This window comes from Oceanobacillus saliphilus (assembly GCF_023522835.1).
Classification (GTDB): Bacteria; Bacillota; Bacilli; order Bacillales; family Amphibacillaceae; genus Oceanobacillus; species Oceanobacillus saliphilus.
Window position 1 is genome coordinate 108,044 of sequence record NZ_JALCZU010000009.1, and the last position, 19,551, is coordinate 127,594.

23 protein-coding genes and 1 riboswitch are annotated in these 19,551 nt (G+C 38.2%); of the genes, 1 reads left to right on the forward strand and 22 read right to left on the reverse strand.

Annotation, left to right across the window (positions count from 1 at the left end; all coding sequences use genetic code 11):
• Positions 1-2 precede the first annotated feature (2 nt).
• The 12 genes from MN204_RS15035 to MN204_RS15090 all read right to left on the reverse strand — a co-directional run bounded on the left by MN204_RS15035 (position 3) and on the right by MN204_RS15090 (position 11,765).
• Positions 3-431, reverse strand: coding sequence for a DUF4430 domain-containing protein (locus tag MN204_RS15035; RefSeq protein ID WP_249871897.1), 429 nt, complete (start codon positions 429-431; stop codon positions 3-5).
• 257 nt (positions 432-688) lie between these two features.
• Positions 689-859: riboswitch (cobalamin riboswitch) on the reverse strand.
• 51 nt (positions 860-910) lie between these two features.
• A complete protein-coding gene (locus tag MN204_RS15040) occupies positions 911-2,677 on the reverse strand; it encodes an ATP-binding protein (protein WP_249871898.1) in 1,767 nt (588 codons plus the stop codon).
• Complete coding sequence (locus MN204_RS15045; RefSeq protein WP_249871899.1) at positions 2,677-3,393, reverse strand: response regulator transcription factor; 717 nt, start codon at positions 3,391-3,393, stop codon at positions 2,677-2,679. The genes MN204_RS15040 and MN204_RS15045 overlap by 1 nt, the downstream gene beginning before the upstream one ends.
• Before the next feature lie 328 nt (positions 3,394-3,721).
• Entirely contained in the window at positions 3,722-4,912 is a 1,191-nt protein-coding gene (gene ccsB, locus MN204_RS15050; protein WP_249871900.1) for a c-type cytochrome biogenesis protein CcsB, read from the reverse strand.
• A 71-nt stretch (positions 4,913-4,983) separates the two neighbouring features.
• Positions 4,984-6,621 carry a cytochrome c biogenesis protein ResB gene (gene resB, locus MN204_RS15055; RefSeq protein ID WP_249871901.1) on the reverse strand — a complete coding sequence of 546 codons (1,638 nt, stop codon included), beginning with the start codon at positions 6,619-6,621 and terminating at the stop codon, positions 4,984-4,986.
• A 27-nt stretch (positions 6,622-6,648) separates the two neighbouring features.
• A complete protein-coding gene (gene resA / locus MN204_RS15060; RefSeq protein WP_249871902.1) occupies positions 6,649-7,227 on the reverse strand; it encodes a thiol-disulfide oxidoreductase ResA in 579 nt (192 codons plus the stop codon).
• A gap of 60 nt (positions 7,228-7,287) precedes the next feature.
• Positions 7,288-8,022 (reverse strand): pseudouridine synthase, encoded by a 735-nt coding sequence (locus tag MN204_RS15065; protein ID WP_249871903.1) that lies wholly within the window; start codon positions 8,020-8,022, stop codon positions 7,288-7,290.
• A gap of 74 nt (positions 8,023-8,096) precedes the next feature.
• Complete coding sequence (locus MN204_RS15070; protein ID WP_249871904.1) at positions 8,097-8,627, reverse strand: spore maturation protein; 531 nt, start codon at positions 8,625-8,627, stop codon at positions 8,097-8,099.
• 2 nt (positions 8,628-8,629) lie between these two features.
• Positions 8,630-9,214: a nucleoside recognition domain-containing protein gene (locus tag MN204_RS15075; RefSeq protein WP_249871905.1), complete on the reverse strand. Its 585-nt coding sequence runs from the start codon at positions 9,212-9,214 to the stop codon at positions 8,630-8,632.
• Positions 9,207-10,316: a D-alanyl-D-alanine carboxypeptidase family protein gene (locus tag MN204_RS15080; RefSeq protein WP_249871906.1), complete on the reverse strand. Its 1,110-nt coding sequence runs from the start codon at positions 10,314-10,316 to the stop codon at positions 9,207-9,209. The genes MN204_RS15075 and MN204_RS15080 overlap by 8 nt, the downstream gene beginning before the upstream one ends.
• A 121-nt stretch (positions 10,317-10,437) precedes the next feature.
• On the reverse strand, positions 10,438-11,022 hold the full coding sequence (gene scpB, locus MN204_RS15085; RefSeq protein WP_249871907.1) for an SMC-Scp complex subunit ScpB: 585 nt from the start codon (positions 11,020-11,022) through the stop codon (positions 10,438-10,440).
• Positions 11,023-11,024: 2 nt separating this feature from the next.
• Positions 11,025-11,765, reverse strand: a complete 741-nt coding sequence (locus MN204_RS15090; protein ID WP_249872001.1) for a segregation/condensation protein A — start codon at positions 11,763-11,765, stop codon at positions 11,025-11,027.
• Between the two features lie 147 nt (positions 11,766-11,912).
• On the opposite strand from MN204_RS15090, the gene MN204_RS15095 reads away from it, so the two are divergent.
• Positions 11,913-11,996, forward strand: a complete 84-nt coding sequence (locus MN204_RS15095; RefSeq protein WP_249872002.1) for a YjcZ family sporulation protein — start codon at positions 11,913-11,915, stop codon at positions 11,994-11,996.
• Positions 11,997-12,185: 189 nt separating this feature from the next.
• Here MN204_RS15095 and MN204_RS15100 read toward each other — a convergent pair whose 3' ends face one another.
• The 10 genes from MN204_RS15100 to spoIIAA form a co-directional block, all read right to left on the reverse strand.
• Positions 12,186-12,563 carry a GNAT family N-acetyltransferase gene (locus tag MN204_RS15100; protein WP_249871908.1) on the reverse strand — a complete coding sequence of 126 codons (378 nt, stop codon included), beginning with the start codon at positions 12,561-12,563 and terminating at the stop codon, positions 12,186-12,188.
• Positions 12,564-12,767: 204 nt separating this feature from the next.
• Positions 12,768-13,214: a site-2 protease family protein gene (locus MN204_RS15105; RefSeq protein ID WP_249871909.1), complete on the reverse strand. Its 447-nt coding sequence runs from the start codon at positions 13,212-13,214 to the stop codon at positions 12,768-12,770.
• A gap of 35 nt (positions 13,215-13,249) precedes the next feature.
• Entirely contained in the window at positions 13,250-13,687 is a 438-nt protein-coding gene (locus tag MN204_RS15110) for a peptidylprolyl isomerase (protein ID WP_249871910.1), read from the reverse strand.
• A 77-nt stretch (positions 13,688-13,764) separates the two neighbouring features.
• On the reverse strand, positions 13,765-15,072 hold the full coding sequence (gene lysA / locus MN204_RS15115) for a diaminopimelate decarboxylase (RefSeq protein ID WP_249871911.1): 1,308 nt from the start codon (positions 15,070-15,072) through the stop codon (positions 13,765-13,767).
• An 84-nt stretch (positions 15,073-15,156) separates the two neighbouring features.
• Entirely contained in the window at positions 15,157-16,635 is a 1,479-nt protein-coding gene (locus MN204_RS15120; RefSeq protein WP_249871912.1) for a spore germination protein, read from the reverse strand.
• 25 nt (positions 16,636-16,660) lie between these two features.
• Positions 16,661-17,089 (reverse strand): stage V sporulation protein AB, encoded by a 429-nt coding sequence (locus tag MN204_RS15125; protein WP_249871913.1) that lies wholly within the window; start codon positions 17,087-17,089, stop codon positions 16,661-16,663.
• Positions 17,067-17,684, reverse strand: coding sequence for a stage V sporulation protein AA (locus MN204_RS15130; RefSeq protein WP_249871914.1), 618 nt, complete (start codon positions 17,682-17,684; stop codon positions 17,067-17,069). The genes MN204_RS15125 and MN204_RS15130 overlap by 23 nt, the downstream gene beginning before the upstream one ends.
• Positions 17,685-17,985: 301 nt before the next feature.
• A complete protein-coding gene (sigF, locus tag MN204_RS15135) occupies positions 17,986-18,744 on the reverse strand; it encodes an RNA polymerase sporulation sigma factor SigF (RefSeq protein ID WP_249871915.1) in 759 nt (252 codons plus the stop codon).
• 10 nt (positions 18,745-18,754) lie between these two features.
• The gene (spoIIAB, locus tag MN204_RS15140) at positions 18,755-19,195 is read right to left on the reverse strand and encodes an anti-sigma F factor (protein ID WP_249871916.1); all 441 of its coding nucleotides are present in this window, start codon (positions 19,193-19,195) and stop codon (positions 18,755-18,757) included.
• Positions 19,192-19,545, reverse strand: a complete 354-nt coding sequence (gene spoIIAA / locus MN204_RS15145) for an anti-sigma F factor antagonist (RefSeq protein ID WP_249871917.1) — start codon at positions 19,543-19,545, stop codon at positions 19,192-19,194. Before spoIIAA ends, spoIIAB begins: the two co-directional genes overlap by 4 nt.
• Between the last annotated feature and the right edge of the window lie 6 nt (positions 19,546-19,551).

The window sequence follows — 19,551 nt, forward strand, 5'->3', positions numbered from 1 at the left end:
TTCTATTCCCAGGATTGTAAGTCAAAAACAACTTTATCACCAGGAGACAGCTCATATTCACTTGCTCCGACAGTCGGCATCTCATCATTCACAAAAAACATCCACGCTGTTTGATCTTCATCACTTGCAGCGACTCTTTCTATCGATGTTATGAATGTACCATCAAACTCTGTTTCAATGAAAAAGTTTTCCTCCATAACGTCCATTAGGATATCCCCTTCAGAAATCGGGATTTCCTGTTCGTTTACAAATTCAGCTCCCTCATCGATAGTTATAGTAATTCTGACAGCATCCTCTGCCACCTCTTCGGAATGCGATGTATTGTTTGTGCTGACTGAAGTATTTTGATTCGTTTCTTCTCCTGAAGCACATCCAATTAGTAAACCTACGGACATGATTATTACTGAAAATAGCATTCCTAATTTTTTCATCTTTTTCCCACCTTTTTGAAATAATAATTGTTGCTGGAAATGAAAGTTTTTGTGTTAAACATTAGAAAACTTGGTTATCACCAAGCCTTTCGGTGACAGCCTTAGTTGCACTTATACAGATAGGAAAGTTTTATACTTTCCTATCTGCTAAAAAAATCCGTCTTTGATGAGTCAAGACGGATTTAAGACAAACAAATAATCATAGACAAAGTACTGTATGTATTTGTAAGTCTCAACCGCTCATATCCTCGAAGCATTGAAACAATTGAAAATTGGCAGGTCTACTGACTAATGATTCAAGCCTACTTTAAGCCCTTCCCATATGTAAACACATACAGTGGATTGCTTAGTTCGTAATCAATTACAGTTGCGAGGACAGTTCCAGAATTTCACTGGATTCCCTTTTAACCAATGTTCAAATTATACGATTCATTTCCACCACAACATATAATAGCATAAGATAAACGAATAGAAAAGCCTTATTGATTATTGTGGTTCTGTGGTAATTCAAAGCTGAAAGTAGTTCCCTGCTTTAACTTGCTTTTCACCTGAATGGTCCCTTTATGGGCATCGATGATATTTTTAGCAATAGCTAGACCAAGTCCTGTACCTTTTTTCTCTTTATTGCGTACTCGGGATTTATCGGCTTTATAAAAGCGTTCAAAAATAAACGGCAAATCCTCTTCCGGTATTCCACTCCCACTATCTTTCACTTCCACATACATTCCACTAAAATTGTTAACAATGGAAACTTGAACAGTATCCCCTTCTGTCGTATGTCTGAGGGCATTATCTATCAAATTTGTAAATACTTGTTCAATTCGGTCAGGATCAAGTATAGCATTCGAATAGTCATTATTTACTTCCAATGTCAATTCTATATTATTATCGGAAGCCAATCCCTTGAATTTATTTACAATACGTTTCGCGTAAGATTCAATTTCCAATGTTTCCAGATTTAATTTTATCTGGCCAGCTTCCATTCTTGCAAGGTCAAGCAGTTCATTTACAAGACGTCCCATGCGAAGCGATTCTTCATGTATGATTTGAGCAAGTTCATTTTTAGCCTCTTTCGTATCTGCAATATCATCAACAATCGCTTCGCTATATCCTTGAAGCATCGAAATTGGAGTACGAAGCTCATGCGATACATTGGCTATAAAATCTTTCCTTAATTTATCCAACCGTCTTTCTTCAGTCATGTCCCGAATGACGGCAACTGCACCTCTTACATAAGTTTGGTCATATAAAGGCGTCATCAGCATAACATAGTTTCGCCCTTGCAACCCTATCTCACGTAGAACAGCCTGCTCCCCATCAATTACTTCCTTAAGAGCTTCCTGCACTTCTGATGGAAGCTTGCGAGGTTCTTTTAAACTAACATCATTTTCAAAGTGCCAAGCATCAATATATTTTTGTGCAGGCGGGTTTATGACTAGAACGTCCCCATTCCGATTAAGTGTAAGTACACCATCAGCCATTGAACTTACAATACTTGATAACTGCTCTTTTTCCTGTCTTAATGCATTGATATGAAATTTCAACTGTCTTCCCATTCGATTAAACTCTATGGCAAGATCACCTATTTCATCATGGGTTAGAACGGGGACTTTCGTATTAAATTCTCCCCTTGTAAGATCATAGGCTGCTTCACGCATTTTAATTAATGGAGAGGTGATTCTTGTCGACAAGAATACTGCAAAGAATGCAGTAAGTATAATGGCAATACCCGCACTGAGCAGGATTAGCTTGGTAGTTTGTGCCTTTGTTTGATTAATTATATCGAGTGATTGAAATACAAATATAGCACCACCATTTTCAATAGGTGATCCTACAATAATCATTTCTTCGTCCTTACCCGGGATGTCTATCTGCCTTTTGATTCTCTGCTGGTTATGGATTACTTCGTTAATTTCATCTCTTGATTCGATCCAACCTTCCTCCTGTGGAATGAGATCAGAATCGTTGCTTGTAGACAACCAGATGTCGTCTTCACTATAGAAGATGGCTATCCTACTGTTAGGATCTTTTAGCAACTCTGTCATTTCTTCGACAAAAGGCCTCTCCTGCCCCCTTTCGACTAGAGAGGATATCTTCGTTGCTGTCTGCATCATTTCTTTCTCAGCTTCCTGTATATGGAAATTTTCAAAGAATTCCATGAGGAAAATAGTCAGAATGGAAAGCACAAAGGCAACCAGCAATAGAATCGTTAAAGAGAGTTTACCAACTACACTGCGCCAAAACATTATGCATCATCAACTTCGAATTTATAACCTACTCCCCAGACGGTCACAATCATTTTAGCTGCAGATTTTGATACGGTACTTAATTTTTCCCGCAGTCTTTTGACGTGCGTATCGACCGTGCGAAGATCTCCAAAGAACTCATATTGCCATACTTCTTTTAACAAGTGCTCCCTGTTGAAAACTTTATCAGGAGATTTTGCAAGAAAACAGAGCAATTCATATTCTTTAGGCGTAAGACTAACTTCTACCCCATCAGCTGTAACACGGTGTGCATCATGATCAATCGTTATATGAGGAAATACCAAAATATTTTTGGTAGAAGTATCTGCCTCATTGAAAGAAGATGCAGATACTCTACGCAGTAGTGCTTTCACACGCAATACCGCTTCCCTTGGGCTGAAAGGTTTGACGATATAATCATCTGCTCCGACTTCGAAGCCTTGTACACGGTTAGCCTCTTCACCTTTTGCAGTCAACATAATGACAGGAGTGTCTTTTTCTTTTCGTAATTCCTGGCACGTTTCGATACCATCCATTTCTGGCATCATAATATCGAGAATTATTGCATTATAGTCAGTATTTAAAGCCTTTTCCAAGGCATCTTTTCCGTTTTCCGCTTCATCTACGATATAGTCTTCTCTTTCAAGGTACATCCGAATTAGTCTCCGAATTCTTTCTTCATCATCGACAACTAAAATCCTAGCGTTTTCCTCCATGTTAGTTCCCCCTAAATTCAACTCTAATTGTAAATTATAAACCATATTGTAAAAAAAGTATTAGAAAACTTGGTTGTCACCAAATCTTTCGATGTCAGCCAAGTTATACTTACACAGCTAGAAAATTCTTCTATATTTCGCATGAAAACAGGCAATAATAAGCAATAATGAAATGAATAAGTCTAAGCATTGCAAGATGGATTTATTCAGGTTAATTTCTATTTTGCCTATTTCATTATAGATGGTGGCGAACTGCTCTCCGCCCCCTGATTTCCTATCTGCTAAAAAACGAGGTATCTTTATGATACCCCGTTCAGTAAGGAAAAGTCTAAGCATATGAATGGAGACCAGCCAATACTAAGTTAACAACAATAAGGTTAAACATGATAATGCCGAATCCTATAACTGCAAGCCAGGCTGACCTTTCACCATGCCACCCTCTTGATAGGCGTAAATGAAGGAAAGCAGCATAAAAGAACCATGTAACAAGTGCCCAAACCTCTTTAGGATCCCAGCCCCAGAAACGGCCCCACGCAATTTGTGCCCAGATTGCAGCAAATATTAATCCACCAAGTGTAAAAATAGGGAAGCCTATTGCTACGGATCGATACATTATTTCATCAAGTAAATCCGGCTTTACACTTTTCAGAAGCGGTTGCAGCTTTGCGCCAATCCTTTTACGGGTAAACAATCGAATCAGCCCATAAAGGATGGTCCCGGATATGAATGACCAGATGACTGTATTAAACTTTCGGCCAGCATCTGCACCATGCATCCATTTCGGTGTTTCAAACCATGGTTGCATAGCATCTTCCGTCAGAAGTGTTCCCTCGTTTGGAGCCGCAATCGCAGGTAGATGATATTCTGTTATGACAGTACGGTTACCTTCCTGGTATTCAAATGTAGCGTTGTAATTCATAAGATTGAAAATGGTAGTTATGATAATAAATCCTACACATAATATAATTGTATAGAGAACGATTTCAAGCCATGTATTTCTTTTATTCCTGACTGTTTGATCAATTTGTCTTGTCAAATACATGATTCCTGCCACGAAACTGATAAATAATATTCCTTGTCCGAGGGCAACCGTTGTTACATGTATGTACAACCAGTGACTTTGTAAAGAAGGTACCAGTGGTGAAATATCGGTTGGGAACATACTTGCATAAGCTATAAGAACCATTGTTATAGGAAGTGCAAATAGCCCAAGAAAAGACAATTTGTAATAAAAATAGATGATAATGAATGCAAGGACCATACACATTCCGAGGAATGTCATAAATTCAAACATATTACTTACAGGTGCATGTCCACTTGCAATCCACCTCGTTATAAGGTAAACGAGCTGCGCAATAAAACCGATAATGGTGATTGTAATCCCGATTGTTCCGGATTTGGTTTTTTTCTTTCTGTCAGATTTGTTCTGCCTGATGGTAGCCCCAAAGAAAAATGTTGCAATCAAATATAGAATAAATGCTGTATATAGCATCGTACTGCTCAAACTAAGTAAATCCATTAAAAAATTCCTCCCTATCCAGGATCCATCGCTTGCGCAACCAATACAACGATTGATTCCGCAAGCAACAATTATTCATCCAGTTCCTGCTGGTCTACAACCATCGCAATCGATGTATTTTTTAAAACTTTCTCGATGTCTTTATTAATTCCAAACCAATTTTTATTTGTATGGGCTGCAAGCAGAACGCCATTACCCTTAGGATTAATCCAGATTCTTCGATGTTGCCAATACATTCCCTGTGTAACTCCTATCATGAATATTGCTGCACCAAGCATAAAGAAAGGCAATGTATAATCGACTCTGAGTGTCAGACCACTGACATCATGTAATTCAAAATCTAAAATCCCAAGTTTATAATTATTTTCCCCAGTGGCGTCAATATTTCTCCCGATACCGATAAAACTCACTTCAGGACTTTCGTTATTAGGAGGGTATACCATCATGACAAAAGCTGGATTTCTTGGATAATTTGTCTCTGATGTTGGTGCACCATCATTCATATAGTAATCCGGATAATATTGTTCTATCGAAACCGAGAAGCCGTTATCTAGCTCATAGGCTGCTTCGGGGTTCGTTAAATCGATCGTGAATGTTCCCAAAGCGGATGCATCAGGATCATCTGTTTCATGAATCTTAAAAGTCATACTGGTAAATTCGTTCACTTGATATCCTGACTGGTATAGCGTGTATTTATCGAATTTAGCCGGTTTGTTCATCTGAATGGAATCGGTCAAAATGGGTTCAAGTTCAGGTGCAGCTCCCGGTATAGATGAGTTAGTAGCCTGATAGACGACAACATCTGTCTGGAAGTTACTTGGAACAATACCTTCCTGCTGTATTGCCTGCGCGAACCGTTCGTCATCTTCATCATGTGTTTCCATGATAAATTCTTTGTTTTCGATATAGTATTCGCCGTTCGTGCCAGGAATAACTATTTGTTCGCCCTCTCTTACCCAGATGTATTCATCGGTATACATAAGCGATGTTGAACGTAAAATTGCAGCGATAAGAATAATAATCAGGCCAATATGGTTGACGTATGGCCCCCATCTGGAGAAGCGTCCTTTTTCGGCAAGTATATGCCCATCTTCATCACGAACGTTATAACGAGCTTTTTTCAAATTAGCTTTGACGGTTTCAATATCCTCCTTGGATACTGTTTCCGTTTCACTGAATAACCGTTGTCTGTTTAAAAATGTTTCATGACGTTTTGCCTTTTGTTTTTTCAATGCTTTGTACAATGGTACAAAGCGATCCAGGCTGCATATAACAAGAGAAATACCAATAAGGGCAATTAATACCATATACCACCAAGAACTGTATAAATTATGAAAACCCAGCTGGTAATAGATCAGCCCTAATATTCCATATATATCTTCATAAAAAATTGCAGGATCACGAGAAACTGCATCTGCAGGTATGTACATTTCTTGTGGAAAAACTGTTCCAAGCATTGAAGCAACCAATGCTATCACAATTAACCATACGCCGACTTTCACGGAGGAGAAGAAGCTCCATATTTTGTCTATGATTGATTTATTGTACGTTTGTGACCGACGTGCAGTGCCGTCGTAACGCATATTAATCAGTTTATTATCCTGATTGCCATCAATATGCTGGTTACCTTCAATTGGCTTTCCACACGCCTCACATAAGACTGTTCCTTCTGGGTTGATATGCCCGCATTCGCATTTTATTTTTTTCATTTATATCCCCCACACTGATTGTAACGATTAATTTGTGCTTGGTTGTATTGCCTGCAAGTATCCATCGAGCCGTTCCAAAGATAGAGCACCATTCACTATCTCTTCAATTTCACCATCAGGGTTTATAAAGAAAGTACTTGGAATAGGTCCAACTTTGTATAAATCTCTAATCTCTCCCGTTTTATCATGAGGTATTGCAAATGTTAAATCATATTTATCTATGAAACGGTCAACAACAAGCTCCGTACCATCAAGACTGACGGCTACGATTTCAACACCCTTGTCTTTATATTCCGGGTACAATTCCTGCATATACGGCATTTCCGCTTCACAAGGTTTACACCAAGTAGCCCAGAAATTAAGCATGACTCCCTTACCTTCCAAATCACTTAATTGTATGGTTTCTGCATCATAATTTTTGCTGATTTGCTCAAGCTGAAAGTCTGGAGCCAGATCGCCAGCTTTATAGATTGTGTTATCTTTTTGCAGATTTGTGATAAGTGTAAATACAACTGCCCCCGCTAAAATAGCCAGAATAGCTGTTCTGAATAGTAAGCGATTCCTTTTTTTCTTCTGTTTGTTCTTTTTTTTCTGTTCTAGACTCAAATTTAATCACTCCCTTCGCTATTATACCACTTTAGTAAAGGGTAAATTTTGACTATTCTTTTACAATTTCATAGCAGCATTCCTGATTTGTTTTATTTCTTTAGGTGTAAGTGCTCTGTATTCACCAGGTTTCAGGCCGTCCAATGTAAGGTTTCCATATCTTTCCCGTTTCAGTTTCATGACAGGATAGCCTAATTGCTCCATCATTCTTCTTACATGTCTGTTCTTGCCTTCTTGTAAAGTTAATTCAATAATGGCGGTATTTTTCTTTTTGTCGGTTGTGAGTACATTGTAATTAGAAGCTTTTAACAAATCCTTTTCTGATTTGACGCCTCTTCTTAGTCTTCCGAGTTCTCTCTTGTCAGGTATTCCTTTAATTTTGGCAACGTACACCTTTTCTACTCCGTGGGTTGGATGCATTAACAAATTTGCGAAATCCCCGTCATTTGTTAAAAGTAGCAATCCAGAAGTATCATAATCGAGTCTTCCTACAGGAAATACTCTTTCACTTACGCCTTCCATTAAATCAATAACAACTTTCCTGTCCTTATCATCCTTTAGACTGGAGATTACACCTCTTGGCTTGTACAACATGTAATAAACGGAATCTTCTTTTTCCAATGGAACTCCGTTAACCTCTACATTGTCATCCCCTGTAACCTTTGTTCCAAGTTCCGTTACAATTTCACCATTCACCTTCACTTTTCCATCTATAATGAGTTGTTCCGCTTTTCTTCGGGACGTTATTCCACTTTGCGCAATTACCTTCTGCAGTCTTTCACCACTAGTTGTCATTATTATCACCATGCTTTACTTGTTATTTACTACATAATAATAGCGTTAACTTTACATTAACGCCACTTTAAATCTTATCCAAATACCATTTTAACAAGAACGACTGATGAAAGTATAGCAATTAGGTCTGCCAGCAGTCCCACTTTCAATGCATATCTCATTTTTTTAATACCTACTGCTCCGAAGTAGACCGTTAGCACGTACAATGTAGTATCGGTACTGCCTTGCATAGTTGATGCGAGTCTGCCAATAAAGGAATCTGGACCGTGAGTTGCAATTAATTCTGTGGTCATTCCGAGTGCAGCAGTACCAGAGATCGGTCTTATCAACGCCAATGGAACGATATCCGGAGGGAACCCTATAAAAAGCAGTACCGGTGAAATGAAGTTGATGAAAGCTTCCATTGCTCCAGAGCTACGGAGAATGGAAATAGCTACAATCATTCCAACTAAAAAAGGAAGTAAAGAAAATGCCATTTTGACACCTTCCTTTCCTCCCTCCACAAATAATTCATATGCCGGAACTTTCCTCAGTACAGCAACAGATAATACGATTAACAGAAAACATGGGATAATCCATGTGCTTATTGATGTAATAATCCCCATATCTATTTCCCCCAAGTACTTTTATAATAATAAAAGCGATCGATTAAAATGGCACTTGCCGTTGAGATGCAGGTAGTTATGATTGTTGTCCCGACAATTTCGGTCGGTGAAACGGAATTATATTGCATGCGAATAGCAATCACTGTTGTTGGCACTAACGTTAGACCGGATGTATTTAATGCTAGAAAGGTAATCATTGATCTGGAAGCTGTGTCCGTTCCGCTTAATTGTTTCATTTGTTCCATTGCTTTAATGCCAATGGGTGTTGCAGCATTTCCTAATCCAAACAGATTTGCAGTAATATTGGATAGTATATAGCCAAAAGCTGGATGGTCTTTCGGAATATCAGGAAACAGCCGCACAATGACGGGTCTGAATAATTTCGTGAGGACCATTAAAATCCCGGCACCCTCAGCAACCTTCATAATTCCAAGCCAAAATACCAAAATGCTTATTAAACCAATCGAAAGTGTAACAGCTTCACCTGCACTCTCGAATATTGCTTGGTTAACTTCTTCCATTCGTCCATTGAACATGGCAAAAACGATTCCTATGACAGCCATGAAAGCCCAAATAATATTAATCATACGATTTCATTCCCAATGTCTTCTTGAATATGGATTTCACCTGCTGTATAAACGAATTATCTGCCTTGGCTAGTTGAACGCTGTATATAGTGGTCTCGGTAAGTGGTATATCGTCTACGTAAAATACAGTTTTACCGATAACCTGTTCCTTTTCCAAATCTGGGTAATCCAACAGGAAATTTTTGAAGGAAATGTTGTCACGTTCATTTACGGCTAAAGGAAAAGAAAGCTCCTCCTTTACGTATCCGTTCATTGTCCGATTATCTTTATTTAGCTTATACTTCACAGGACCTTCGTCCGTAAGGGATTCCATTTTATAATTCTCATAGCCCCACTCAAACATGGAGATATGGTCCCGCCAGTCATCCGGAGCATCAAGTGTTACAGCAATTAGTTCCATACCGTCCTTTTCTGCTGAACTAACCAATGTTCTGCCTGTTTGTCTTGTGTAGCCGGTTTTTCCCCCTGTACAGTACTCATAGAATTGGGTGAGCAACTTATTTTTATTTTGCCAGCTGTACGATCTGTTGTCAGATTTATAGGATACGGTTCCACTTATTTTTTTGAATGATTCATTTTCCATGGCGTATTTCATAAGTATTGCCATATCATATGCACTGGAGTAGTGCGTATCAGAGTCAAGACCATGAGGGTTATCAAAATGGGTATTGGTCATCCCGAGCCATGTCGCTTTCTCATTCATCATGAAAACAAACCCTTCTAAACTCCCTCCTACATGTTCACCAATCGCGACTGCTGCATCGTTGCCCGACCTTAGCATTAATCCATAAACAAGGTCTTCCAATTTCATTTTTTCCCCTTGCTCCAGATAAATGGAGGACCCTTCTGTATAGATGGCGTTTCTTGTAGCGTTAGCATACTCGTCCAATTTCCCGGATTCAACAGCAATAATTGCAGTCATGATTTTAGTGATGCTTGCTATATTTGCCTGTTCATGTGCATTTTTTTCAAACAACACTCTTCCTGTAGATTGTTCGATAAGAATGGCATTATTCGCTGAGACTCCAGGTGCTGCTTGTCCAGTTACAGGAAAACTGAGATTTATTAAGATTACGATTAGCAATATAATTAAAAAACGCATAACGGAAGCCTCCCGGGAAAGATGTCTATATATCTTATGCTCGGGACGAACTGTTATGAATACAATTTTTTGACTGAACAAAAAATCGGGGCGCCTTCATCAAGGCACCCCGCGCTTTTGTTCAGTCATCCATTTCGTTGCTAAATCTCTCAAAAAATAAATCTGCTTCTTTTGTATCTTCTTCTGTTTCGGTTGCTTCGGGCAATGGTGGAAGTTCTTCAAGTGATGTTAGACCAAAGTAAGTCAAAAAATCTTTGCTTGTTCTAAAAAGAATAGGCCTTCCAACAGTTTCTTTTCTGCCTGTTTCTTCAATCAGAGCTCTTGAAAGAAGGGTCTGGACAGGTCGATCACTCTTTACTCCTCTGATTTCTTCTATTTCCGTTCTCGTAATCGGTTGTTGATAAGCAATAATTGCCAACGTTTCAAGTGCTGCCTGGGACATTCTGCTTGCTTGTGGAAGCTCCAACAGTTTTTTGAAATAGCTGCTATGTTCGGGCTTTGTCGTTAGATGAAGAACCTCATGGGATTGCATCATCATTAACCCTCGATCTTTACGTTCATAGTCATATTTCAGTTCTTCAATAATATGTTGGACGGCAGACTCTGGTAACTCAAGAACTTTACAAATTTGTTTAAGTGTCATTCCCTCATCACCGCTAGCAAAAAGCAGACCTTCCACAATAGCTTTTAATTCATCAATTTCCACTTCTATTCCTCCATACAATATAAATACAGTGTATCGAAATGTTTTGTTTGTTTACAGTATATTTCCTTAGCTTTCATAAGCTCTAAAAGCGCCATAAAAGTTACGACAACATGCGTTCGTGAAGGATATGGAAATAATTGGTCAAATTCTATTCCACCCTTTGAGTCCTTTACTTTGTGCAGGATATCCTGCATTCTTTTTTCAATCGGTATATCCATACGTTGAACGGTTGTATCATGCGGTGTGTTCCATTTTTTTCGCTCAAACATCTTCCCGAGAGCTTCAAGCATATCATAAATAGAAATATCGCCTTGGACGACTGGTACTTTATCAAAGGTTAAATTTTCAAAGGACACTGGAGCTCTTGTGAATAGTTGATTTGCTTCCATTTCCTTCTCTTTAAGCGTTTCTGCTGCTTCTTTGTATTTTCGATACTCGATGAGTCGCTTCATGAGTTCTTCCCTTGGATCTTCCATATACTCCTCTGAATCCTCTATGTCGATTTCCTGCTTGGGTAAGAGCATTTGGCTTTTAATAGCAACCAATGTAGAGGCCATAACAAGATATTCGCTCGCAATGTTCAGTTCCATTCGTTGCATCGTATGTATATATTCCATATACTGCCGTGTGATTTGAGCGACTGGAATATCATATATATCAATTTCATAGCGGTTTATTAAATGGAGCAATAAATCAAGCGGTCCTTCAAAAGCATCCAATTTCACCTCATATGCTTGATTCACAGACTTTTCTTCCTTTCTTGATTGCAAAGTAATGACAGATTGACCAAAAGCGCCCATACCATGGTCTTCTTCCTGACATAAGCTATAACGTAAGATAAATGTTACCACAAAACATTTATGGAATGAAGAAAAAGGAGGAAGTTTATTATGGGTTCTAGTTATGGTGGAGGCTTTGCGTTAATCGTAGTTTTATTTATTCTCTTGATCATTGTTGGTGCTGCTTGGTTCTAAATTAACACGAAAATTATATAGTTTGAAGATGCCACCCAAATAAATCAGGTGGATTTACCTGTTGACAGGAAAACCAGCCCCTTACTGGATAGGGCTGGTTTTTTTGGCAAGTAAGAAAATATAAATTTTCTTACTTGCATAAGTGCAAATAAGGCATTCACCTAACATCTTAGGCAAATGCCTTATTTTCTACTCAGCAGGCGTGGTAGGTTCTTCCGCTTCTGTACACTTATTATAAAATTCCTCAATCTCGTCCGTTGTACTGACAGCATATTTATTCTGATAAATGTGTTTGATCTCATTAACCATTTTTTTACCTATCCCCGAATTGCGATGCGATGGATTGACAGATACATGCTGAATAACAGCATTAAATTCATCCTCAATCCGCACACCAATAGCTCCGAGCACATCTTCTTCCTTCCATAAATGAAGATGCCAGTTGTCATTGGTTTCGTATTCTTTAACAGTTTGTTGCAATTTCTTAATGTCTTTTTTTTCATCCGGCATAAAAGACAATAATCCCATTGCAATTTTTTCCAAATTTTTCTTGTATCGAATTAACATAGTTACCCCTCATTAATAAAACGTTTGATTGATAAAATAATCTGTATAACCTTACGAACTGCCTTTAACCTTACACCGAAGAAGTATATATCTATTTATTGCACTATTGGTGGCTTTTGTCAAATCAAAGACACACTCTGATTTTCGTTATTTTACAAGCATTGACAATTTTCGGAGTAATCATACTACAATTTGTAATACCGATTATTTTCGAATCAATTCGAGGATGGTGAATCCATCTGTTTGTTTTCCATTGATTTTGAAAGGAATTATATTTACGAAAGACATCCATATATTAAACCAAAAAAATAACTGTAAAAACTCACTGGGATAAACCTCGTTTAAAAGATAACTAACTAGAGCACTTATTCCATTAAATATTGGTCCAAGAATTGTAATCCATATTCGTTCTGATTTCAAATATGGTTTGTTTCTTTCACTTCTGGTGAAGCCCCCTATAAAAAAGAAAGGATAAACGATAAATTCAACACGTCTGTATGTTGTAACAGACTTTCTCTTTCCAATGCCCATGCACAGCTGGACATAATCAGCCTTTAAAGCTAATGACCCTGATACATGGCCAAGTTCATGTATCAGGGTGGTTAATGGTGCAATAACAAATATAAGGTTGGCAATTAAATAACTATCCATTTATACTAACGTTCCAATCAGCGATAATGAAAAGATTATTCTGAAACGACCCTAACTTCTTTCATAACATCACCATTGTTCATGGATTTGGCATGCTCAATTCCGGAAGTAACCTGTCCAAATACAGTGTGTACGCCATTCAAATGTGGCTGAGGCTCATGGACGATAAAGAATTGACTGCTTCCAGTATCTTTTCCGGCATGTGCCATGGAAAGTGAACCTTCCTGATGTTTATGAGGGTTTCCTTCCGTTTCACATTTAATTGTATATCCGGCAGAGCCTGTTCCATTTCCGACTGGACATCCGCCCTGACTGACGAATCCTGGTATTACTCGGTGAAACGTTAAGCCGTCATAGAAATTTTCATTTGCAAGTTTTTCAAAGTTAGCAACTGTATTTGGTGCTTCATTTTCATAAAGTTCAAATTCGATTTTATTTCCATTTTCCAACAAGAAATAACCTTTTTTAGACATATGTACATCCCCTTTTCATTAGTTAAGCAATGTTATTTTATCATTAAATGATTCAATTTGAAAGAAATCCGGTTTTACTATTCATAGGACAAGTCATTTTTGACTACTTCCTCGAATGTTTCTCTTTTTACTACCAATTTATCTACTCCCTCTTCCACAAACACGACGGCCGCATTTGGTAACCGGTTATAATGGCTTGCCATGGAATAGCTATAAGCTCCGGTTGAAAAAACAGCAAGTATATCACCGTGACTAATTTCCGGAACTGGTAGATTCCATATAAGCATATCGCCGGATTCACAGGCTTTTCCAGCAATCGATACTTCATTGACCACTTTGGCTTTCGGGTTATTCGCAATTACTGCTTCATATTTTGCCTGATAGAGCGCAGGTCTTATATTGTCAGTCATTCCGCCATCAACAGATACATATTCCCTTACGCCCGGGATTTTCTTGATTGCGCCGACCGTATAAAGCGTAATACCCGCGTTGCCCACGATTGACCTCCCAGGCTCAATCCAAATTTCAGGCATAGGAATTTGCAATGCTTCTGAATGTTCCTGTACTGCTTCTACTGTAACTTTTACATAGTCACTGTGAGGTAAAGGTTCGTCTTCTTTTGTGTAACGAATCCCAAACCCGCCTCCCAAATTTAGCACTTGGGGAATATAATTATATTCAGATTTCCAGTTGGACAATTCATGGAAAAGAATTTCCACTGCTACCCGGAACCCTTCTGTTTCGAATATTTGGGAACCAATGTGGCAGTGAAGGCCTTTTAGATGGATGGAATCATGTTGATGCAGTAATTTATATGCTTCTTTTGCCTGGCCATTCTGGAGATTGAAGCCAAATTTTGAATCTTCATTGCCTGTAATAATATATTGATGAGTTTTCAGCTCTACTCCAGGAGTTACACGTAAAAGCACGTCGATGGTCTTATGTTGCCTTTTTAACTCCGCTTCAATCAATTCGATATCATATAGATTATCAATTACGATACAGCCAATATCATTTTCAATGGCCATTGCTATTTCCTGCTGGCTTTTGTTGTTTCCGTGCATATGTATTCTGTCAGTCGGGAAACCCGCCTGTAATGCTGTATATAATTCTCCTTCAGATATGACATCGAGGCATAAACCTTCCTGTTTCGCTACTTGCAGCATTGCAATTGAGGAAAACGCTTTACTCGCATAGGCCACTTTAGCTTTAACATTCATTTCACTAAATGAGCTTACAAATGTTCTGGCATTCTGGCGAATCATGGATACATCGTAAACATATAAAGGTGTGCCATATTTTTTGGCAAGTTCCACCGTATCCACGCCGCCTATTTCAAGATGGCCGTTAGGATTAACTGGAAACGGATGATGATCTAGTATCATAGTATTTTGTTCCTCCACTGTGTTGATTGAAATAATAAATACTTTACCATATTGACGTTAAAAACAAAAGAGCTAAGCACTTTTTTAGCTCTTTTTCGGTTGTCTATAATTATTTTTTGGATGTACGATACTTGGTCTGTTATTTGTATAAGGGACAGGAATCCTTAGTAGGATGTGAAGCATTGCTTTTGCATTGAAAGGTAAGAATGGCCATAGATAAGGTGTTTTCAGTGATTTTATGTTGACTAGGAATAATAAATATGCAACAAACCCTACAACGAACCCAGTCAAACCAAAGAGGCCAACTAACATAATATAGATGAGATTCATTAACTTATTCGCAACACTTAATTCATAGCTTGGAGTTACATAGGCACCAATAGCACTGACTGAAACATAAAGGATAACTTCCGGTGAAAACAATCCAACATCAATCGCTATTTGACCGATCAATACTGCTGCAATAAGTCCCATGGCTGTCGACAATGGAGTCGGAGTATGAATGGCGGCCATTCTGAGAAATTCTATTCCAAATCCCGCAATAATGATTTGGAGTGTTACCGGCACATTACCTTCCTCGTTTGGCCCAATAAAACTTAATTCTTTTGGAAGTAATGTTGGATCCAAGGCAAATAGAAGCCACAATGGGAGAAGGAACATGGAGGCAAACACAGCCATAAATCTTATGAATCGAATAAATGTCCCGATGGAAGGTGCTTGCCTGTATTCTTCTGCATGCTGAAGGTGATGAAAAAAAGTAGTTGGAAGAATGATCGCACTCGGTGACGTATCCACGAATATCAGCACATGCCCTTCAAGTAAATGACTTGCAGCTACATCGGGCCTTTCTGTATAACGTACAAGTGGATAAACATTCCATTTTCGATTGATAATATATTCTTCAATTGTTTTTTCTGCCATCGTGATACCGTCAATTTCAATAGCTTCTATTTGTTCCTTTATTAAATCAACGAGACCATCACTTGCTACATCTTGCAAATAACTGATACAAACATCCGTTTTGGACCGTTCTCCTACTTTCATCATCTCATTGCGCAATCTTTCATCACGTAGTCTTCTTCTTGTTAACGCAGTATTTTGGATGATATTTTCAGTATAACCGTCCCTCGATCCACGAATAACTTTCTCTGTATCGGGTTCTTCCGGATTTCTTCCTGGATAACTTCTAACATCGATGATTTGCGTAATTTTTTCCCCATCAATAAAGACAGCGATTAAACCAGAGAGTATTTCATCTGCAGCCTCGTCCATTGTCTTTACAGGCTTAACCTGCTGATGCACCAGTCGGTTTTCAATTATTTCTGGCAGTTTTTTTACGTTCGTCTCTACATCATTTATTTCGACAAGTTTTTTTATTAACTCTTGTATGATAGCAGAATCACATAAACCAGTAACATAATAAATATGAACTTTTCTTTTTAGAATAATTAATTCACGATAGCCTATATCAAATGAGTTTCTCATTCCAAGTCTTTCTTCCATATATGCTTTATTATCCTGAATGCTGGCAGATACCATGTGATTATTTTTTAAAATCGTCATTCCGATATCCCCTTCTGAAATGTATTTATCTGACAAAATAAGTCCATTGGAACAATGAGCCAAATACTTTACCGAATAAGATTGCCATCAATAAAAACAATAGATAATTCTCCATCCGTATTCTTCTGGATAAAATCGGAAAGACGTTAAGCACTTCGGTTAATGCAGCTGCAAGCATTCCATTGAATATACCATGCAGAATTCCCCAGATTATAAGCGCAACAACAGGCTGCTGAAACGAAACAGTTGCAAAAGAGAAATAGGTTCCAATCAGAAGCCCTATAATGACACTGGCACTGTAAACTTTTATTAGTGATTCCGTTTTACTCAATTGAATTAAGCGGGGAATAATCCCCAATACAGTAATAAATGCAACAAACCCAGCTCCAACAGCAAGACCTCCCCCAAACCCGATAAGTATCTGTAGAAGGTTAATCAGAAGGGTTTGTATCATTTAACTTGTTCTCATGGTGATTTAAATAATTACTGAGATCCTGCTGGTAGTTGTAAATTTCAACTTCTAGAGGGCTGGGTTCTTCATTGAACCGCTTGTTAAACCAATGATTGAAAAAAAGAAGTGTCCCTAAACCTAATCCGAGCGAGTATGGTATTTGTATCCATAGAGGATATTCATTTTCTTCCCCAGTCAGGATGAAATGTAGTTTTTGCTGGACCTGCTGCATGCTGACGTCATAATGAAAATTCATAATGGTCATGGCTGTTCCTATAAAAAGCAATAGCCATACAAAAGATGCCACCCATATATTAATTGGTTTTTTTCGATCAGAAATTTGAATGATAGTTTGCTCAGGTCCCAAAAGTTGAATTTCCAATTCTGGGTATATGGTGGTTAAATGATCAATAATCAGGAAACTATCAATAATGACAATGTTTTTATCTTTTTCTGTAATTCGATATATAGGAGTATCCAAAAGTTTCCTTTTATATTTCGGTGCAGCAGAAATATAAGCAATGTCATGGAGGTAAACTTGTTTTGGTTTATTTAATTCCAATATTTTCTTCAACCGAAGATAAATAACTACTGTCACTAAAATAACTTCCTTTTCTTTCAGAATGTGTAACGTTAGTATTTGTTAGGATGCAGAAAACTATCCCGGATTTACGAACATTTTGACCCCCGAACTTTTTGGATTAGGAGAGAAAAGAATTAACTGTAAAGGTTTGATCGTGTTCAGATTTTAGGTCATACCTCTGAGTGGGGTTTCAATGTATCATTTACCAACCTTCGCACTAATAAAATAGGTTCATACGTTTAAAGTGGAGTCATTTAAAATAAAAAAAATCACCATATAAATGGTGATTTGAGGAAAAAGATCAGTCAGCTTAGGTCTAACTTGAATCCATATTTTTCTTCATATCTTCTAAAATTTTCTTTTCCAGTCTTGAAACCTGTACCTGTGAGATTCCAAGTCTATCGGCGACCTCTGTTTGGGTCTGGTCTTTATAATATCTGAGGTATACAATTAATCTTTCTCTTTCACTGAGGCTTCGAATAGCTTCCTGAAGGGAAAGCTTATCAAACCATTTGGAATCCTGATCGGCTATTTGATCAAGCAATGTGATCGGATCTCCATCATTTTCAAAAACGGTTTCATAAATCGATTGTGGTGACTTTGCAGCCTCCTGGGCATGGACAACTTCTTCCGGTAAGATTTCCAGTGCATCGGCTATTTCTTTAACTGTCGGTGATCTGCCATATTCCTTTGTCAGTTCATCCCTTTTTCTCCGGATTTTATTTCCGGTTTCTTTCAGGGAGCGGCTGACTTTTACGCTGCCATCGTCTCTAATAAAACGTTGTATTTCCCCAATGATCATTGGAACTGCATAGGTGGAAAAGCGTACATCATAGGACAGATCAAATTTATCAATCGATTTAATTAACCCGATACTTCCAATCTGAAATAGATCATCTGGATCATAACCCCGATTGATGAATCGTTGGACAACAGACCATACGAGCCGAATATTTTTTTCGACTAAAATGTCTCTAGCTTCTTTATCACCCTGTTGGCTTTTGAGTATATAGTCTTTTACTTTCTCATCCGACAACTGTTCCTTCTGACGTGTTTTTTTTACATTTACATTCATGGCAGCATCCTCAGTTATAAACTGTTTTCGTTTTTGAAAGCTGCTTTGTCATCGTAACGGTAGTCCCTTTGTCCGGGTACGATATGACTTCAACAGAATCCATAAAATTTTCAATAATGGTAAAGCCCATTCCTGATCTTTCCATCTCAGGTTTGGAAGTGTATAACGGTTGTCGCGCTTCTGCGATATCGCTTATTCCGATTCCATGATCTTTGATGGTTAATTCAATTTCACCTTCGTTTAGAATACAGGTTATAAAAATTTTATGGTGGGATTCGTTGTTGTAGCCATGAATAATGGCGTTTGTTACTGCCTCTGAGACGACTGTTTTAATTTCTGTAACCTCATCCATCGTTGGGTCAAGCTGTGTTATAAATGCAGCTACCGTAACCCTGGCAAAGGCTTCGTTTTCACTGACACTTGAAAACGCCAAGGACATTTCGTTCTTCATGAAGCCACCCCCAAAGTCGCTAAGGCATATTCTTCATTTTCTTCCAGTCTGACAATTTTAAACAGACCAGACATTTCAAATAATCGTTGAACTGGAGGAGAAATGGAACATACAACCATTTCCCCGCCTAATTGTATCACCTCTTTATACCTTCCCAATACGACACCGAGACCGGAACTGTCCATAAATGATACTGCTTCAAGATTTAAAATAATATGTTTTACGGGGTTGGAATAGAGCATATCTTTCCATTTATCCCTTAACGCTTCTGCTTCATGATGATCTAACTCACCAGAAAGTCTTACTATCAGTACATCTCCTTTTACATCAAACATTGAATGAAGCCCCATGTTTCT

Bases quoted from the DNA above. Each gene is read 5' to 3' on its own strand.
- MN204_RS15035 (WP_249871897.1), bottom strand. From the start codon at position 431: ATGAAAAAATTAGGAATGCTATTTTCAGTAATAATCATGTCCGTAGGT.
- MN204_RS15040 (WP_249871898.1), bottom strand. From the start codon at position 2,677: ATGTTTTGGCGCAGTGTAGTTGGTAAACTCTCTTTAACGATTCTATTG.
- MN204_RS15045 (WP_249871899.1), bottom strand. From the start codon at position 3,393: ATGGAGGAAAACGCTAGGATTTTAGTTGTCGATGATGAAGAAAGAATT.
- ccsB (WP_249871900.1), bottom strand. From the start codon at position 4,912: ATGGATTTACTTAGTTTGAGCAGTACGATGCTATATACAGCATTTATT.
- resB (WP_249871901.1), bottom strand. From the start codon at position 6,621: ATGAAAAAAATAAAATGCGAATGCGGGCATATCAACCCAGAAGGAACA.
- MN204_RS15065 (WP_249871903.1), bottom strand. From the start codon at position 8,022: ATGACAACTAGTGGTGAAAGACTGCAGAAGGTAATTGCGCAAAGTGGA.
- MN204_RS15070 (WP_249871904.1), bottom strand. From the start codon at position 8,627: ATGGGGATTATTACATCAATAAGCACATGGATTATCCCATGTTTTCTG.
- MN204_RS15075 (WP_249871905.1), bottom strand. From the start codon at position 9,214: ATGATTAATATTATTTGGGCTTTCATGGCTGTCATAGGAATCGTTTTT.
- MN204_RS15080 (WP_249871906.1), bottom strand. From the start codon at position 10,316: ATGCGTTTTTTAATTATATTGCTAATCGTAATCTTAATAAATCTCAGT.
- MN204_RS15095 (WP_249872002.1), top strand. From the start codon at position 11,913: ATGGGTTCTAGTTATGGTGGAGGCTTTGCGTTAATCGTAGTTTTATTT.
- MN204_RS15100 (WP_249871908.1), bottom strand. From the start codon at position 12,563: ATGTTAATTCGATACAAGAAAAATTTGGAAAAAATTGCAATGGGATTA.
- MN204_RS15105 (WP_249871909.1), bottom strand. From the start codon at position 13,214: ATGGATAGTTATTTAATTGCCAACCTTATATTTGTTATTGCACCATTA.
- MN204_RS15110 (WP_249871910.1), bottom strand. From the start codon at position 13,687: ATGTCTAAAAAAGGTTATTTCTTGTTGGAAAATGGAAATAAAATCGAA.
- lysA (WP_249871911.1), bottom strand. From the start codon at position 15,072: ATGATACTAGATCATCATCCGTTTCCAGTTAATCCTAACGGCCATCTT.
- MN204_RS15120 (WP_249871912.1), bottom strand. From the start codon at position 16,635: ATGACGATTTTAAAAAATAATCACATGGTATCTGCCAGCATTCAGGAT.
- MN204_RS15125 (WP_249871913.1), bottom strand. From the start codon at position 17,089: ATGATACAAACCCTTCTGATTAACCTTCTACAGATACTTATCGGGTTT.
- sigF (WP_249871915.1), bottom strand. From the start codon at position 18,744: ATGAATGTAAATGTAAAAAAAACACGTCAGAAGGAACAGTTGTCGGAT.
- spoIIAB (WP_249871916.1), bottom strand. From the start codon at position 19,195: ATGAAGAACGAAATGTCCTTGGCGTTTTCAAGTGTCAGTGAAAACGAA.
- spoIIAA (WP_249871917.1), bottom strand. From the start codon at position 19,545: ATGGGGCTTCATTCAATGTTTGATGTAAAAGGAGATGTACTGATAGTA.